The sequence below is a fragment of the Nostoc sp. C96 genome, assembly GCF_059384975.1.
Map to the genome: position 1 here is coordinate 2,205,022 of NZ_CM182020.1, position 14,414 is coordinate 2,219,435.

Genomic DNA, 14,414 nt, shown 5'->3' on the forward strand with positions numbered 1-14,414 from the left:
TTCCGCTTCACTAGTATTTACAAAAAGCCTCGCAATTGTTTCAATTAAGCTAGAATTGTTAAAGGTTCTTTACAGAATTTGCCTAACACCCCTAATTCTGTTAAAACAGCCTAGCACTTAAATGTAAATCTACAAAACCTCTCTAGAGTTGACACTAAGCCTCTATGACGCTCCCAATTCGTAACGTCGCCATTATCGCCCACGTAGACCACGGCAAAACCACCTTGGTTGATGCACTCCTCAAACAATCCGGCATTTTCCGCGAAGGCGAAGACGTTCCGGATTGCGTCATGGACTCTAACGCCCTCGAACGTGAGCGCGGAATTACTATTCTGTCTAAAAATACAGCAGTTCGCTACAAAGAAACGCTGATTAATATTGTTGATACTCCCGGACACGCTGACTTCGGCGGTGAAGTTGAACGTGTACTCGGCATGGTTGACGGATGTCTGCTAATTGTCGATGCCAATGAAGGCCCCATGCCTCAAACTCGCTTCGTGTTGAAAAAAGCTTTGGAGAAAGGCTTACGCCCCATCGTCGTATTAAACAAAATTGATCGCGCCAAAGCTGACCCCCACGTTGCTGTTGATAAAGTATTAGATCTGTTCTTAGAATTAGGCGCAGACGAGGATCAATGTGATTTTACCTATCTGTTTGCCTCTGGTATGGGCGGTTATGCCAAAGAAAGCATGGAAGCAGAAGCGGTTGATATGCAGCCTCTGTTTAATGCGATTCTGCAACACGTTCCACCACCAGTAGGTGATGTTAACAAGCCCCTACAGTTGCAAGTCACAACCCTAGATTATTCTGAATATCTGGGACGGATTGTTATTGGCAGAATCCACAACGGTACTATCCGCGCTGGACAACAAGCGGCTCTAGTTACAGAAAATGGCTCTATTGTCAAGGGTAAAATTACCAAGTTGATGGGCTTTGAAGGTCTCAAACGGGTAGAGATGGAAGAAGCAACCGCTGGCTATATTGTTGCGGTGGCTGGTTTTGCTGATGCTTACATTGGCGAAACAATCACTGATCCAACCGAACCCCAAGCCTTACCACTAATTAAAGTGGATGAGCCTACCTTACAAATGACCTTCTGGGTAAATGATTCACCCTTTGCAGGTCAAGAAGGTAAATTGGTAACATCAAGACAAGTACGCGATCGCCTATTGCGCGAACTAGAAACCAACGTGGCTTTACGTGTTGAAGAAACCGATTCTCCTGATAAATTCCTAGTTTCCGGTCGTGGGGAGCTACACCTGGGTATCTTAATCGAAACCATGCGCCGCGAAGGTTTTGAGTTCCAAGTATCCCAACCACAAGTAATTTACCGCGAAATCAACGGTCAACCTTGCGAACCTTATGAACTACTAGTGTTAGACGTTCCTGCTGATGCAGTTGGTAGCTGTATCGAACGCCTAGGACAACGCAAAGGTGAAATGCAAGATATGCAGCCAGGAAGTGGCGATCGCACCCAGCTAGAGTTCGTCATTCCCGCCCGTGGTTTGATTGGTTTCCGTGGTGAATTCATGCGGATGACCCGTGGTGAAGGCATCATGAACCACAGTTTCTTAGATTACCGTCAACTCAGTGGCGATATTGAAGCCCGTAACAAAGGTGTTCTCATCTCCTTTGAAGAAGGCGTTTCTACCTTCTACGCCATGAAGAACGCCGAAGATAGAGGCTCATTCTTCATTACTCCCGGTACTAAAGTTTACCGAGGCATGATTGTCGGTGAACACAACCGTCCTCAAGACTTAGAATTGAATGTCTGCAAAACTAAGCAGTTAACCAACCACCGCGCTGCTGGTGGTGATGAATTGGTTCAATTGCAAGCACCAATCGACATGAGCTTAGAGCGTGCATTGGAATACATCGGCCCCGATGAGTTGGTGGAAGTTACACCCCAATCCATTCGCCTACGGAAAATGTCGAAGAAGTTAGCGAAACGCTAAGTAAAGTTAATTAATTGATTGAAAAAGCCCGCTAATGCGGGCTTTCTATTTTTGATTTATCTTGCCTCACTCACATAATGGATTTTATTAATTTTGAATTGGCATCATAGGGTAGATATACGGAAATTATTAATATAAGTAAGTATTTAGCCATTCCGTATACCGGATAGTTAATATGCCAGGAATGATAAAATTTGTTTATAACGAGAAAACAAAAAAGCTTGAAGCTAAAGAAGCTGGGTGGATTCACTTTCTAAATCCTTTTGCTCCATATATGGATTTATGGGAAGGGATGAAATATGTTATTGATCGTTTCAGTTCGCCAGGTAGTTTATCTCAAGATGATGCTGAGAATATAAGAAAGATCCTTGAGGAAGGACGTAATCAAAAAGTTGACGAAATGGAAATTGAGATGAGTCGTGATATTGCTACAGGTCTTAGCGTAAATAGTATAGAGGGTGTTGACATAACGTTTGGAAGTAAAGGAAAAACCAAGTATGTTATGAAAGTGAAATATAAATATGATGACTAAGTAGACTTATTATTGGAGATGGCACAGCCTAACTAATCAAATGCAGCAGATATTTGAGAAGCGTTTGCCCATTTGTATAGGGTATGACAACAACATAGACGATGTGATAGATTTTCATCACAAGTTGTAGTCTTACGACTTGGTATGATCAGCAGATTCTTACCTGGATAAGCAAGTGCCTCGCAGTGATATTGACCGTATCAGAGAAAAAATCAGACTCCGCCAATACGATATTTCAGCCCATGCAATGGAAGAAATGGCTGAGGATCTGCTGACTATTTTAGATGTAGAAGAGGCTGTTATAACAGGTCAAGTTATCCGGGTTGAAAAAGATGATCCGAGAGGAACAAAATATATAGTAGTAGGAACTGCATTAGATCAACAAACGCCTGTTGGAATTGTTGGGCGTTTCGCAAGTATCGGACGTTATCTAATCATAACTGTTTATGAAGTTACTGAGCTTGAGGGCTAGGCTTATGTATGGATATAGATGTGAGTATTGCGAAGGCACTGTTCAACCCCGCACTGTCAAGCGTGAGGCGTTCAAACATAGAGATGGATTCGTCATTCTTGAAGATGTAACAATTGGTGTTTGTGACAACTGTGGAAATCGGTACTATTCAGCCGATATTCTTCATACGGTTCATGCTGTTGCAACCGGAGCGAAACTCCCTGAAAGAACTGAGCAAATTCCCGTTACTCATCTAGAATCAGCATAATAAAAACTATGTAAATTTAGGTATTCAAGTTAATCCTAAACACAAGGTTTAGTAAAGTTGTTTTGTGTGTGAATTATAGCAATATCAAAGTTATGACGATTAGCGATCGCTCCCATTTGTGAGACTGACTCCTTCGAGCGGTCGCTCTTAACCTACATTGAGTCAAATCAAGGCAAGTATTTGTCATCCAATAATTGTGCAAGAGTGTAAGGACATTTTTCGGGAAAAATTGTTAAATCGGTTTTAACTTGCACAAAATCAATTGCACTTTGATAAATATTCTCTAAATCATCCTGCAATTTATTCATTAAATTTGTGGATAGATGATTATTTAAGTCATATCTAAAAGTTTTAATTTCTCCAAGCCAATGACGATAATTTCTCTCATACTCTATCTGCCAGTACTGGAGTAATAATATATGAATTATAATTTGTCTTAAAAGACTTTTAGCTTTCGCTAAATCTCTTTTCCCCAAACAGATTAATTCCTCAATTAAGTTTTCTATATCTAGTTGGTTCAACTGCTTTTGTTTTAATAATTTAATAGTTTCTTCTAGCCATAAACTATCATCTGTTTCGTAGAGTTGTTTTAAGTTGGTAGTAATTGTCATATTTTTACCTTCTACCGACATTCTATAATTTAATCATATTACATTAAGTTAATTGTAGGTTTGTACCGATATTCACTACCAAAAAAATTCCTAAACTTTAAGGCATGATTCGGGTTGATGAAGTCTTTGCTTGGTTGCAGCGAAAAATTTAAGATTATTATTTTAATTTAGATAAATTTAAAAAGCATCTAACATTAGCCCATGTCAACATTCCAAGAATAAAAGCTGTTGGTAGAGGGTTAGGAAGCGATCGCTCAATTTCTGATTCTGTTCAAGTATGAGGTTATAGGAAGTATTTTTATCCTCGTTGCAACAAAAGAAAATTAGCAACATAGGAGTTTCACCAGAAGGGGTTTTGTCTCTGTAGACCTGAATTCCAGTAGCTTCGTGTAAGATAACCATTAAAAATATCTAAGTCGCAGCAACGCAGATTATGGGTTATCTTTAGCAGATTTATCTAATTGCTTTCTCTGAATAGCCCTTTCAAGGTATGTCAGCTTTCGTTACCTTGATATTTTCACATATCTTAACAAAACTACAAAATATTCCTTTAGACAATACATTGAAGACACTAGTCTTAAATTAACTAAAATATTGCTTATTTTTTAGATTTACGTCAAAAAAACTTATTCAATTAGTGAGCTGATGAATTTACAAGAATAAGCTATAAAACTCAACCTATTATCTTAGAAATTTATAGAAATTAGTCAGTTTGGTTGAAAAATATACCACACTTTCCTATTTACATCCTATATCTGAAGGTAGAGAATAATGATTAACATTGATGGGCAACCCAAGAAAATTTCTGTCTTAAGGGTGTTTGCTCAACAAGAGCCTGCCTAAAGTATCTCCAGTGCAACTGAGGTCAAATGACGCAATCATTCAATCCAGTCCAAGAGTGGGAACAACGTCGTGATCAAGCAACCCGCTATTACCAGCAAGGTAAACTTCAAGAATCACTCGCTCTGGCAACCAAAAATTTAGAATTAGCTAGAGCAATTTCTGATCGTGCCAAAGAGGGTTACACGTTAAACGACCTCGGTTTAGCTCACCTTGGTTGCTGGCAACCTCAAAGGGCATTAGAGTGTTTTGAGCAGGCGCTTTTAGTTGCTCAAGAGATAAGTAACGCCAGAGCAGAAGCAACTGCTCTGAGTAATCTTGGTTCTACCTACAGCCGTCTCGGAAAGTTTTCGCAAGCGCTGAAACATCTTGATCAAGCTCTGAAAATATTTAGAAGATTGCAAGACACTCAGGGTGAAGTTTCGACGCTCAATGATGTGGCACTAATTTACACTAAATTAGGAGAACCCAAACGTGCGCTGTTGTTACAACACCAAATTCTCTCGATGCGGCGATTACTAGGTGATTTTTCTGGTGAAGGCACCACATTAAATGGTCTTGGGTTTGCTTACAGTATCTTAGGCCAGCATGGACAAGCTCTAGAATTTTTGCAGGAAGCACTTTCTATTCAACGAGCAGTCAAAAATTTTGTTGGTGAAGCAACTACTATGAATAATATTGCTTCTGTTTACAGTGATTTAGGCCAACCTAAACAAGCACTGCTACTTTACTATCAAGTACTTTTGTCTCGCCGCGCACTTCAAGACAGATCTGGCGAAGCCACAACTCTGAACAACATTGGTTATACCTACAGCATTTTGGGTAATAACTGGCAGGCAATGAAATTTTATAAGCAAGCGATCGCAATTTATCAAGAATTAGGCGATCGCCTGGGAGAAATTTCGAGCTTGTTAAATATGGGTAACTTGTACGCCTCAACAAAACGCAAAAAAAAGGCGCTATCTTGCTACCAAAATGCTCATGAATTATCTCAGCAAATTGAGTATCAACCACTATCGCAAAAAGTACAGCAGCAGATAGATTCTCTGTAGAAGTCTATTGAAAATGGGTGGTAGAGGAGTCGAACCTCTCTATAGCGGATTAAAAGCCCGCTGCACAGCCGCTATGCCAACCACCCATGAATAAGGAATGGGAAGTAAAATCCACCAGGGAGGTACTGCCCCTCCTCTAACTGTGTTATCAGCACAGCGCCTCACTTTTCGGCTTCAGGTGGAAGGCGGAAGATGGAAGAATCGAACTCCTGGGTATTACCCCACCCCGGTTTTCAAGACCGGTTGCCAGCCATTTAGCGGCATCTTCCATTTAGGGGTGTCCGACGAGACTTGAACTCGCTATGACTGGTTCCACAAACCAGCGCCTCGACAGCTTTGGCTTCAGACACCATCAGTGGAATCAATGGGAATTGAACCCATAACCTCCTGCTTGCAAGGCAGGCGCTCTAGCCATTTGAGCTATGACCCCATGAAGAAAATAAAAAGTGTAAAGTAAAAAGTAAAAAGAAATACTTTTGCCTTTTAACTTTTGACTTATTCAGGCGAGAGTGGTAGGACTCAAACCCACATCCTTCGAGTTAGAAGCTCGATGCTCTCTTCAATTGAGCTACACTCCCAATAATTGGTAGTCCTGACAGGATTTGAACCCGTAACTTATTGCTTGTAAGGCAATTGCTCTACCGTTGAACTACAGGACTACGCAAGCGAGTGGCGAGATTTGAACTCGCACGCTGAATGTGGCGCACTCAGATGCTACCGATTACATCACACCCGCAAGTTTCAGAGCGATCGACGAGACTCGAACTCGTACCGTGAGTTTGGAAGACTCTGATGCTGCCGTTACACCACGATCGCACCGCATTCTGGAGCTGGTGACAGGAATTGAACCTGCAACCTACTGATTACAAGTCAGTTGCTCTGCCAATTGAGCTACACCAGCACTTGTGAAAAAGCAAAAATAGAAAAGATTTTCTTTTTACCTTTTAACTTTTTACTTTTGCCTTATTTGGTGACGGGGGCAGGAGTTGCACCTGCTGATATGAGGCTTATGAGACCTCTGAGCCACTCTTGCTCTATCCCCGCATTTCACCAATACCCCTGACTGGATTTGAACCAGCAACCTCTTCGTTCTAAGCGAAGCGCCTCTTCCGGTTGGGCTACAAGGGCATACTCTGATATTGTTACTCCCGACAGGATTTGAACCTGCAAAAAACTAGATCCTCGGTCTAGTGCGTCTTCCATTCCGCCACGGGAGCTTAGTACCCCTGACAGGAGTCGTAGACGCGAAGCGGCTTCCCGAAGGGTAGCTGCAAAATCTGGACTCTGATTCCAGCACGTATGCCAGTTCCGTCACAGGGGCATATCGGGATGGCAGGATTTGAACCTGCAACCTTCAGCTCCCAAAGCTGCCGCGCTACCAAGTTGCGCCACATCCCGTTGGTACTCCTGGTGGGAGTTGAACCCACACAATTAACAGATTTTAAGTCTGCCGCCTCTTCCAGTTGGGCTACAGGAGCTAGTTTTGGTACTCTTGGTGGGAATCGAACCCACAACATACCGTTTTTGAGACGGCAGCCTCTTCCAATTGGGCTACAAGAGTAAAATTTGGCAGCCCTGCCAGGACTCGAACCTGGAATCTTCGCCTTCAAAGGGCGGGATGTTGCCAATTACACCACAGGGCTTTATTGCCAGGGCAGGGTTTGAACCTGCAACCTCATCGTTCAGAGCGATGCGACTTTCCAATTCGTCCACCCGGCAATGAATGGCTGCCTCAGTAGGACTTGAACCTACAACCTCGCGGTTAACAGCCGCTGGCTCTGCCATTGAGCTATGAGGCAACGCAGCCCCCAGGTCGGAATTGAACCGACGACCTCCTGTTCTTCAGACAGGCGCTACTACCAACTGAGCTACCAGGGGATAAGAAGGAGAGATGGGTAATTACCCCGTGGACTGGTTTAATTCAACTTGAATCAGCCACTCCACCATCTCTCCTATGTAACGAGAGCGGAGGGATTTGAACCCCCACGTCTTCAGTTTCGTAGACTGAGATGTTATCCATTTACACCACGCTCTCAATAGGGATTAGGGACTAGAGGCTAGGGACTAGGGCTAGTGTTTTTCTCAGCACTCAGCACTTTTCAGGCGGAGAGAGAGGGATTTGAACCCTCGACGGATATTAACTACCCGTTTCCTCTTAGCAGGAGGATGCTTTTAGCCACTCAGCCACCTCTCCACAGTGGGTCGAGCAGGATTTGAACCTGCGAACAAAATAGAACAGTTTTACAGACTGTCGCCTTTAACCAGACTCGGCCATCGACCCATGATTCCCCCGACGGGATTTGAACCCGCAATCTCCGCTTTGAAAGAGCAGCGACTTAACCGTTCGTCCACGGGGGCAAAAGAATTTTAGATTTTAAATTTTGGATTTTAGATTCAAAACTCAATCTAAAATCGGCAACCCAAAATCCAAAATTGTGTGACGCAGGGACTAGGATTTGAACCCAGAACATCGGATTTGGAGTCACGAGGTGTTGCCGTTACACCATCCCTGCATTGGTAGCAGTGGCGGGAGTTGCACCCACATCAACCAGGGTATGAACCTGGTGCTTTGCTAATTAAGCTACACTGCAATGAACCAAAGGCTGAGGTGAGAATCGAACTCACGATGTCGGTTTTGCAAACCAATGCCTTCAACCACTTGGCTACTCAGCCGTTTGGGAGCCTTGACGGGAGTTGCACCCGCTTCTCTGTGCTTGAGATGCACAGTGACTTATCTAGTCGTCCACAAGGCTACACGAGAGTAACGAGACTTGAACTCGCAACCTATCGCTCGACAGGCGATCGCTCTAACCATTTGAGCTATACCCCCATGTTTGGTATCTGTGCCTAATTTTTATGATTAGATACACAGACAATTTTTGGTGAACTTGCCCATTCCTTATTCAGTTTTCAAGGTTCGGAAAAATTACTTGGATTGAGAAAAACTGTTAACTAAATAACCGACGCTCTAAGTAATAAGCCTGTTGTGTATTACTGATGTATCGGCGGTTTTTGTTTGAGCCAATTTAGATTTTTTGGTTTTGATATCCTCTACTTCTGGTTGTTTAGAAGTGAGAGAGGCTTGTTTGACTGGCAACTTTCGTTGATTCCAGTGCCTGTTCTGTATGTTTGTGTAGAACATGACTTTTACCGTTTGGAGGCTTTGTCTTTCGCTTCACTACATATATACTACATTTATACTACAAAAGTGTCAAGGGGTTGAGGAAAAATTTTTTAAAATTGCTGAAAACCCTTAGATTGCTTGGCTTTTGACTTATTAAATTCTCTAAAAAGTAAAACTACAAGCTTATGATGGGCTGAATATTTTAGGAACCTGATGTGACAGATAAGAACCTGAAGCGACACAGAATATTTGGTGTTGTTGCGATCGCCTTTTGTGTAACAGCCTGTAGTACGTCTGCAAAATTGGAAAATGCCCATCCAATTAACAAAGTCCATGCAGCACAAGTGCCAGATCAACCAGTAACCAGTCCAATAGATGCTAAATCACAGCCATCAACTAATCTAGAAAACCTTAATTTCGAGGTTCCGACGAAATTTCAAGGAAAAACCTTATATAAGGTAGAACCGAGCAATCAAGACAAAGTTATTGCCTTGACTGTTGATGATGGCCCTTGGCCAAAAACAACCTTACAAATGCTGGATATCTTCAAAGCAAATAACGTTAAAGTGACCTTTTTTTGGGTAGGGAGTGCTTTACAAGCAAATCCTGAAATTGCCAAGCAAGTTGTAGCTGAGGGACACGCCATTGGCAACCATACTTGGCATCACTGGTATAAAAGTATGGATGAAGCCACAGCCAAAAAGGAAATTGACCGCACATCTGATCTGATTTACAAAACAACAGGAGTCAAAACAACTTTGTTTCGACCGCCTGGAGGTTTTTTAAATAACGGATTAGCAGCTTATGCCAAAAGACAGAAATACTCTGTAGTTATGTGGTCATTAACTTCAGCAGATACTGACCCTCATGCCAAACCGCAAGCATTTGTTAACAATGTGTTGAAAGGTGCCAAACCAGGCGCTATTGTGTTGATGCACGATGGTGGAGGCGATCGCCACAGAACAGTAGAAGCACTACCACAAATCATCGCTGGGCTGAAACAGCAAGGCTACCGATTCGTAACAATCCCCGAACTACTACAAGAAAGCCCAAAGTAGAAGTATGAAATTTCATACTAGCCTGCGGCAAGCCGCTAAAAGCGTCTACACACTTCACACTTCATACTTTTTTACTCGCTCATCACAGAAGCACAAGCTTGCGCTTCCTGCCACAGTTTTTGCAGAAAGAACTCGGTGCGATCGCTCATTGTGGTGATGAATACACCTACACCATCCTCAGCACCACTTGTTAGCCAAGAACCACGCAGGGTGACTTCTACATATTCGCTATCGCACACACACAAGGCTATGACTTCCCGATCATCTCGTTTCACTTCCGCCTTGAGTGCTTCTACCCCTGGCAGATCAACAGGTAGCAAAAAGGAAGCAGTACTGGGTTCAACACACAGATTTTGTCCAACTCGCATAGCGAAAATTACGCGCTGTGTTACCCACTCCTCTAGTGACTGAGGAATACACTCTAAACAAAAGCTCCTTTCGGTGTAAGTTAATTTCAGCATTCCTTATGCTCTCCTGCTATTCCAGGTTTGCTTGCACATTTGTCCAAAATTGTTCTGCAAAAGCGATCGCGGGGTGAATGGGTGCTTTTGGTATTTTCCGTAGCCGCATTCCAGTCTCAGACAAACTGCGATCGCCTTTCCGAGAGTTACATTTTTCACAAGCTATGACTACGTTATCCCAAGTATGTAAACCACCTTTGGATCGCGGGATGACATGATCTAAGGTCAGGCGTTTGCTGCTACCGCAATATTGACAAGTGTAGTGGTCTCGTCGCAAAACTTCTCGCCGATTTACTGGTGGTACTTTCCATGTCCGTTCATTAGAGCCAATTTTCAAACGAATGTGTTTTGGTACGTCAATTACTAGACTGGGTGAATGAACTCGCCATCCACCTTCTGAAGCAAAATCCAATGGTTCTGCTTTATTCGTGACTAATAACACAATCGCTCGCTTAATATTTATGCGACACAGTGGTAAGTAATTTTGCGAAAACACCACTACGGATTGCTCTAACACCTGCATTACGCTTGTCACAGCTTCACTCCTTATTAAAAAACCCCCGCTTCTTGTCTAAATGAAGCGGGGGTTAGAAACTTACCAAAAACTTTTCTGGTTTTATATCGGTACAGCATTCTCTTGTCTGTACCTCCCGCTTATTTGGTTCGGTTGTGGTTTTGCATTCAGCACGCCTATGCCGAGATATCTAAAATCATAATTCCCCTCTGTGATTAGCCCATGAATTTGGCTACCATCGCCCATAAATAAATACTCCACTCCCATAGCAGCTGATTCCCAACTAAATCGGCAGTTGGCAGCACGCAAAGAAGTAGAGATGGGGTAAATGGATTTCACAGAAAATTTCACCTATTGAACATTCCTTTAAACATACTACACTTGTATTACTATCCTGTCTATACCTTTAAGGAGAAAAAGTCATGCACACAATTACTCGCACCCCAACTACCGATATGGAAGTTACCAGCATTCGCCTGGAGCGAGAACTCAAAGACAAACTCAAAGAAATAGCTGGCAATCAAGGCTATCAAGCCTTAATCCGCGATATTCTCTGGAATTATGTCCAGCAAAAATCCGGTGAGTGGAAACCGCGATTTTCAAGAGCCGATATTCGAGCTAGTATAGCCGCTACCGCCCAGCAGGAAGAACGTTGTGTACTTACAGGTCAATTGATTCAACCTCAACAGCCTATGTTACTAGGACTTACCAGGAACGGGGATATGGTTCCTCTCAGTGTCGAAAGTTTGGCTGGATAGTTTTTAATTCCATCGAAGGCAGCTTAGTTATTCATCCAGCTAACTAGGCTGCTTTCAATCTTTAGCTTTCACACGTTATCAATATTTTTTATTTAAAATATATATATTTATTAAGCTGCCAACACAATAGACAATCTCAAAAGCAAACTAGAGTTTTAGTTTTAGGTATGCGATGACACTTGATACATTAAATGAGAAGATTTATCACCACATAATAAATATAGCCACAAGCTTGATATTACTATCTATAAACCTGTTCCAAAGAGACAAAAGCACTCACAGAGTTTTTTCTAAGGTTCTGTCATAATAGAATTTAATTTTTGGCAAACTCATAGAAATGTACTTAGCACAAGATAAATATTTAGCAATAAATATTACTAAATTTAATATACTCAGCAGTATTAATGCGGTAAAACTTTTGAGAGTTTTTATCTTAATTCCAGAGAAATTACGGTTTATGTATAGTTACCGACAAGCTATCCTAGGCCAAAGTCTAGTAGTTTAGGTCTGCGTCCCAGCCCCAAATCCTCTCTAAGCATCACCTTAATATATTTTAGAGATTTTTCTATACCCCTGTATAAATTAGTTTAATATACCAGTTACTTATTCATCTGCAAGAGAAAGGGGCTATAACAGGTGAGAGAAAGTCTTGATAAAAAATTGGCCACTAACTAGGGTGCCGCGACATAACTAAATGAAAATAATATGCCAAGAAATTGGGTGCATACGATATGAGGTCATTATCTAAAAGCGTGCCAGGAATGAAAAAACGTTTATCATTGCCGCCACAGTGTCCAGATGACCTAGAACGACTACAATCATACCCACTCAAGCTGATGCAGCATCAGAACGAACCAACTCTTCAGTTGGTAAAAAAAATTAATCACATCATCGCCAATAACTCAGCAACGACATTGATGCTGCAAGAAATTGCTCGATTGCTAGGAAATGCCTTTAAAGTGGATTGCTGTTGTTTAGTGACAGTACCCGCCAGCGCAGCATCCAGTGAATCAATCGTTGTCAATTGGTGTTCTGATGAGTATTTGGCAATGCCAAACCCAAGTCAGATGTTCTCCCCGGAGCATCTGTTGATGGACTCGCCTGTAGTTCAATGTGCGGCGGAACCATTTACTATTGAGGATATTTCTACTATCCAAGATAGTTTGGTAGTAGGAGGACAACATCTGCCATTACCAATCAGATCTGTTTTGGCTATTCCAACTAGGTTTGCTGGCCAAAATAATGGTGTGATTAGCCTGATAAAATTTCAACCATACAATTGGAGTGAGTCAGAAAAACAACTGTTAAATTTTGTTGAGTCATCTTGTGCGATCGCTTTTTCTCAATTTGCCCAAGTGAATTTAATCACCTCGCAAGAAGAGCATCTGCAAAAAAGCGAAGAACATCAAAGCTTGATCAAGCAATTAACTATATTAAGCAAGAGTAATTTGGAGCTAAATCAAATGCTTCAGTTAGCTATTTCGTCTACTGCCGAATCTTTACAGGCAGACCGAGGCTTACTCATCTTGCTCAAATATACAGATCCTTTATTTAGAACTCAACCAAAAAAACAAATTCCCAAAGCAAAGGCCACCGTAGTTGCTGAGTGGAACCGAAATACATCAAGTTATTCGGCTACCAAGCCAGATGTTGAGCCGCAGTCATTTCTGATTTCTGAGTGTGGTTTGTGCCAACGTGTGTTTACAGATTCAGGAAAAGCCGTAATTATCGATGATTACACAGACCTCCAAGACACCTTGACAGCTGTTTCATTGTTTACACTGGATATCTTGCCTGCGGTACTTTTAGTACCATTAGAAAATCAAGGCAAAGTTTTAGGGTTTATTGTTCTTCAACAAGCAACAGCCCGTAGTTGGCAAGCGTCAGAATTAAATCTGGTGGAAATGGTCTGCGCTCAAATGAGTAATGCCATTATTCAGTCACAAACATTGCGCCAGGTACAGACTTTGGTAGATGAGCGCACAGCAAAACTCCAAAGCAGTCTGGAATTGCAAGCGAAATTGCATGAAAAAACACGACAATATGTTGAGCAGCTACGGGAACTCAATCATCTCAAAGATGAATTTTTGAGCAACATGAGCGATCGCCTACGGTATCCACTGACCAATATGCAAATGTCTATCAAGAATTTGCGTTTGCCGGGAATTCAACCAGAGCGTCAAGCAAGATACATGGATATCCTAGAGCAAGAATGCACGAAAGAGATTAACTTAATTAATGATTTGCTGACACTCCAGAAGTTAGAGTCCAAACAAGAACGTCCGCAATTTGAAACTATAGATTTAAATACGAAAATTCATGGATTAGCAGCTAATCTGAACTCAAAACTGGCAACTAAAACCTTAAGTATAAATCTGGATTTACCCCAAGATTCGTTAAAAATACAGACTGAATTAGAAAGTTTTAACCGTATCCTGCAAGAATTATTAACGAATGCGTGTACATACTCAGAGCCGGAAACTGTAATTCATGTGCAAGCCTTTCACCAAGTTGAGCAATTGGTAGATCAAGTTATTATTAAAGTGACTAATACAGGACGGGGAATTTCTGAAGAAGAAGCCACCTACATATTTGATCGGTTCCGGCGTGGTAAAGGTGGTCGATGGACTCCGGGAACAGGTTTGGGGCTGGCTTTAGCCAAGTCTTTAGTACAGCATTTGAATGGGGCGATCGCTGTTGAAAGTACTCCCATCCCCAATTCTGAACAAAGCCAAGTTTCTTTTACTCTTACCTTGCCCCAATTCTCAGACGAAAGCGAACTATAATTCC

At 42.0% G+C, this 14,414-nt stretch carries 12 protein-coding genes and 27 tRNA genes; 8 read left to right on the top strand and 31 right to left on the bottom strand.

The annotated features are described in order from the left end of the window. The first annotated feature begins 164 nt into the window (after positions 1-164). The 4 genes from typA (at position 165) to AC504W_RS09450 (ending at position 3,206) form a co-directional block, all read left to right on the top strand. Positions 165-1,955 carry a translational GTPase TypA gene (gene typA / locus AC504W_RS09435; RefSeq protein ID WP_494877532.1) on the top strand — a complete coding sequence of 597 codons (1,791 nt, stop codon included), beginning with the start codon at positions 165-167 and terminating at the stop codon, positions 1,953-1,955. Positions 1,956-2,130: 175 nt separating this feature from the next. After that, positions 2,131-2,487, top strand: a complete 357-nt coding sequence (locus AC504W_RS09440; RefSeq protein ID WP_494877533.1) for a hypothetical protein — start codon at positions 2,131-2,133, stop codon at positions 2,485-2,487. 175 nt (positions 2,488-2,662) lie between these two features. After that, positions 2,663-2,959: a DUF4258 domain-containing protein gene (locus AC504W_RS09445; RefSeq protein WP_494877534.1), complete on the top strand. Its 297-nt coding sequence runs from the start codon at positions 2,663-2,665 to the stop codon at positions 2,957-2,959. Between the two features lie 4 nt (positions 2,960-2,963). Further along, positions 2,964-3,206, top strand: coding sequence for a YgiT-type zinc finger protein (locus tag AC504W_RS09450; protein WP_494877535.1), 243 nt, complete (start codon positions 2,964-2,966; stop codon positions 3,204-3,206). A gap of 167 nt (positions 3,207-3,373) precedes the next feature. On the opposite strand, the gene AC504W_RS09455 is transcribed toward AC504W_RS09450, so the two are convergent. Further along, complete coding sequence (locus AC504W_RS09455; RefSeq protein ID WP_494877536.1) at positions 3,374-3,817, bottom strand: DUF29 domain-containing protein; 444 nt, start codon at positions 3,815-3,817, stop codon at positions 3,374-3,376. Between the two features lie 869 nt (positions 3,818-4,686). Between AC504W_RS09455 and AC504W_RS09460 the strand changes: the two genes are divergently transcribed. Further along, positions 4,687-5,709 (top strand): tetratricopeptide repeat protein, encoded by a 1,023-nt coding sequence (locus AC504W_RS09460; protein WP_494877537.1) that lies wholly within the window; start codon positions 4,687-4,689, stop codon positions 5,707-5,709. Positions 5,710-5,723: 14 nt separating this feature from the next. On the opposite strand, the gene AC504W_RS09465 is transcribed toward AC504W_RS09460, so the two are convergent. From AC504W_RS09465 to AC504W_RS09595, 27 genes are all read right to left on the bottom strand, one after another. Then, a tRNA-Lys gene (locus AC504W_RS09465) sits at positions 5,724-5,795 on the bottom strand. A 100-nt stretch (positions 5,796-5,895) separates the two neighbouring features. Beyond that, a tRNA-Ser gene (locus tag AC504W_RS09470) sits at positions 5,896-5,978 on the bottom strand. A gap of 7 nt (positions 5,979-5,985) precedes the next feature. Continuing rightward, a tRNA-His gene (locus tag AC504W_RS09475) sits at positions 5,986-6,059 on the bottom strand. Between the two features lie 6 nt (positions 6,060-6,065). Continuing rightward, a tRNA-Ala gene (locus AC504W_RS09480) sits at positions 6,066-6,139 on the bottom strand. A 74-nt stretch (positions 6,140-6,213) separates the two neighbouring features. Continuing rightward, positions 6,214-6,287, bottom strand: a tRNA-Arg gene (locus AC504W_RS09485). Positions 6,288-6,293: 6 nt separating this feature from the next. Continuing rightward, positions 6,294-6,368 (bottom strand) — tRNA-Val (locus tag AC504W_RS09490). A gap of 5 nt (positions 6,369-6,373) precedes the next feature. Continuing rightward, positions 6,374-6,445 (bottom strand) — tRNA-Gly (locus AC504W_RS09495). Between the two features lie 9 nt (positions 6,446-6,454). Then, positions 6,455-6,525, bottom strand: a tRNA-Gly gene (locus AC504W_RS09500). 9 nt (positions 6,526-6,534) lie between these two features. Then, positions 6,535-6,610: transfer RNA gene (locus tag AC504W_RS09505), tRNA-Thr, on the bottom strand. Between the two features lie 67 nt (positions 6,611-6,677). Further along, positions 6,678-6,753, bottom strand: a tRNA-Met gene (locus AC504W_RS09510). A 10-nt stretch (positions 6,754-6,763) separates the two neighbouring features. Further along, positions 6,764-6,837, bottom strand: a tRNA-Leu gene (locus tag AC504W_RS09515). A 15-nt stretch (positions 6,838-6,852) separates the two neighbouring features. Beyond that, positions 6,853-6,926 (bottom strand) — tRNA-Leu (locus tag AC504W_RS09520). Positions 6,927-7,033: 107 nt separating this feature from the next. After that, positions 7,034-7,107 (bottom strand) — tRNA-Pro (locus AC504W_RS09525). A gap of 1 nt (position 7,108) precedes the next feature. After that, positions 7,109-7,187: transfer RNA gene (locus tag AC504W_RS09530), tRNA-Leu, on the bottom strand. Between the two features lie 6 nt (positions 7,188-7,193). Then, positions 7,194-7,270, bottom strand: a tRNA-Leu gene (locus tag AC504W_RS09535). Between the two features lie 6 nt (positions 7,271-7,276). Next, positions 7,277-7,352, bottom strand: a tRNA-Gln gene (locus tag AC504W_RS09540). 3 nt (positions 7,353-7,355) lie between these two features. Continuing rightward, positions 7,356-7,428: transfer RNA gene (locus AC504W_RS09545), tRNA-Gln, on the bottom strand. Positions 7,429-7,433: 5 nt separating this feature from the next. Beyond that, a tRNA-Asn gene (locus tag AC504W_RS09550) sits at positions 7,434-7,508 on the bottom strand. Positions 7,509-7,513: 5 nt separating this feature from the next. Then, positions 7,514-7,587: transfer RNA gene (locus AC504W_RS09555), tRNA-Phe, on the bottom strand. A gap of 82 nt (positions 7,588-7,669) precedes the next feature. Further along, positions 7,670-7,744: transfer RNA gene (locus AC504W_RS09560), tRNA-Arg, on the bottom strand. Between the two features lie 69 nt (positions 7,745-7,813). After that, positions 7,814-7,903: transfer RNA gene (locus AC504W_RS09565), tRNA-Ser, on the bottom strand. A gap of 4 nt (positions 7,904-7,907) precedes the next feature. Continuing rightward, positions 7,908-7,990, bottom strand: a tRNA-Tyr gene (locus AC504W_RS09570). 4 nt (positions 7,991-7,994) lie between these two features. Then, positions 7,995-8,066: transfer RNA gene (locus AC504W_RS09575), tRNA-Glu, on the bottom strand. 84 nt (positions 8,067-8,150) lie between these two features. Continuing rightward, positions 8,151-8,222, bottom strand: a tRNA-Trp gene (locus AC504W_RS09580). Positions 8,223-8,224: 2 nt separating this feature from the next. Beyond that, a tRNA-Met gene (locus tag AC504W_RS09585) sits at positions 8,225-8,300 on the bottom strand. 9 nt (positions 8,301-8,309) lie between these two features. Next, positions 8,310-8,382, bottom strand: a tRNA-Cys gene (locus AC504W_RS09590). 83 nt (positions 8,383-8,465) lie between these two features. Then, positions 8,466-8,539 (bottom strand) — tRNA-Asp (locus AC504W_RS09595). Between the two features lie 509 nt (positions 8,540-9,048). On the opposite strand from AC504W_RS09595, the gene AC504W_RS09600 reads away from it, so the two are divergent. Next, positions 9,049-9,891: a polysaccharide deacetylase family protein gene (locus AC504W_RS09600; protein ID WP_494877538.1), complete on the top strand. Its 843-nt coding sequence runs from the start codon at positions 9,049-9,051 to the stop codon at positions 9,889-9,891. A gap of 71 nt (positions 9,892-9,962) precedes the next feature. Here the strand turns inward: AC504W_RS09600 and AC504W_RS09605 are convergent, their stop codons facing one another. From AC504W_RS09605 to AC504W_RS09615, 3 genes are all read right to left on the bottom strand, one after another. After that, complete coding sequence (locus AC504W_RS09605) at positions 9,963-10,352, bottom strand: alr0857 family protein (protein WP_494877539.1); 390 nt, start codon at positions 10,350-10,352, stop codon at positions 9,963-9,965. 16 nt (positions 10,353-10,368) lie between these two features. Then, a complete protein-coding gene (locus tag AC504W_RS09610) occupies positions 10,369-10,887 on the bottom strand; it encodes an HNH endonuclease (RefSeq protein ID WP_494877540.1) in 519 nt (172 codons plus the stop codon). Between the two features lie 81 nt (positions 10,888-10,968). Next, complete coding sequence (locus AC504W_RS09615; RefSeq protein ID WP_494877541.1) at positions 10,969-11,217, bottom strand: hypothetical protein; 249 nt, start codon at positions 11,215-11,217, stop codon at positions 10,969-10,971. A 71-nt stretch (positions 11,218-11,288) separates the two neighbouring features. Here AC504W_RS09615 and AC504W_RS09620 point away from each other — a divergent pair, with 71 nt between their 5' ends. Both AC504W_RS09620 and AC504W_RS09625 read left to right on the top strand, forming a co-directional pair. After that, complete coding sequence (locus tag AC504W_RS09620; protein WP_015113795.1) at positions 11,289-11,624, top strand: ribbon-helix-helix domain-containing protein; 336 nt, start codon at positions 11,289-11,291, stop codon at positions 11,622-11,624. 761 nt (positions 11,625-12,385) lie between these two features. After that, a complete protein-coding gene (locus AC504W_RS09625; protein WP_494877542.1) occupies positions 12,386-14,410 on the top strand; it encodes a GAF domain-containing sensor histidine kinase in 2,025 nt (674 codons plus the stop codon). The last annotated feature ends 4 nt before the right edge of the window (positions 14,411-14,414 follow it).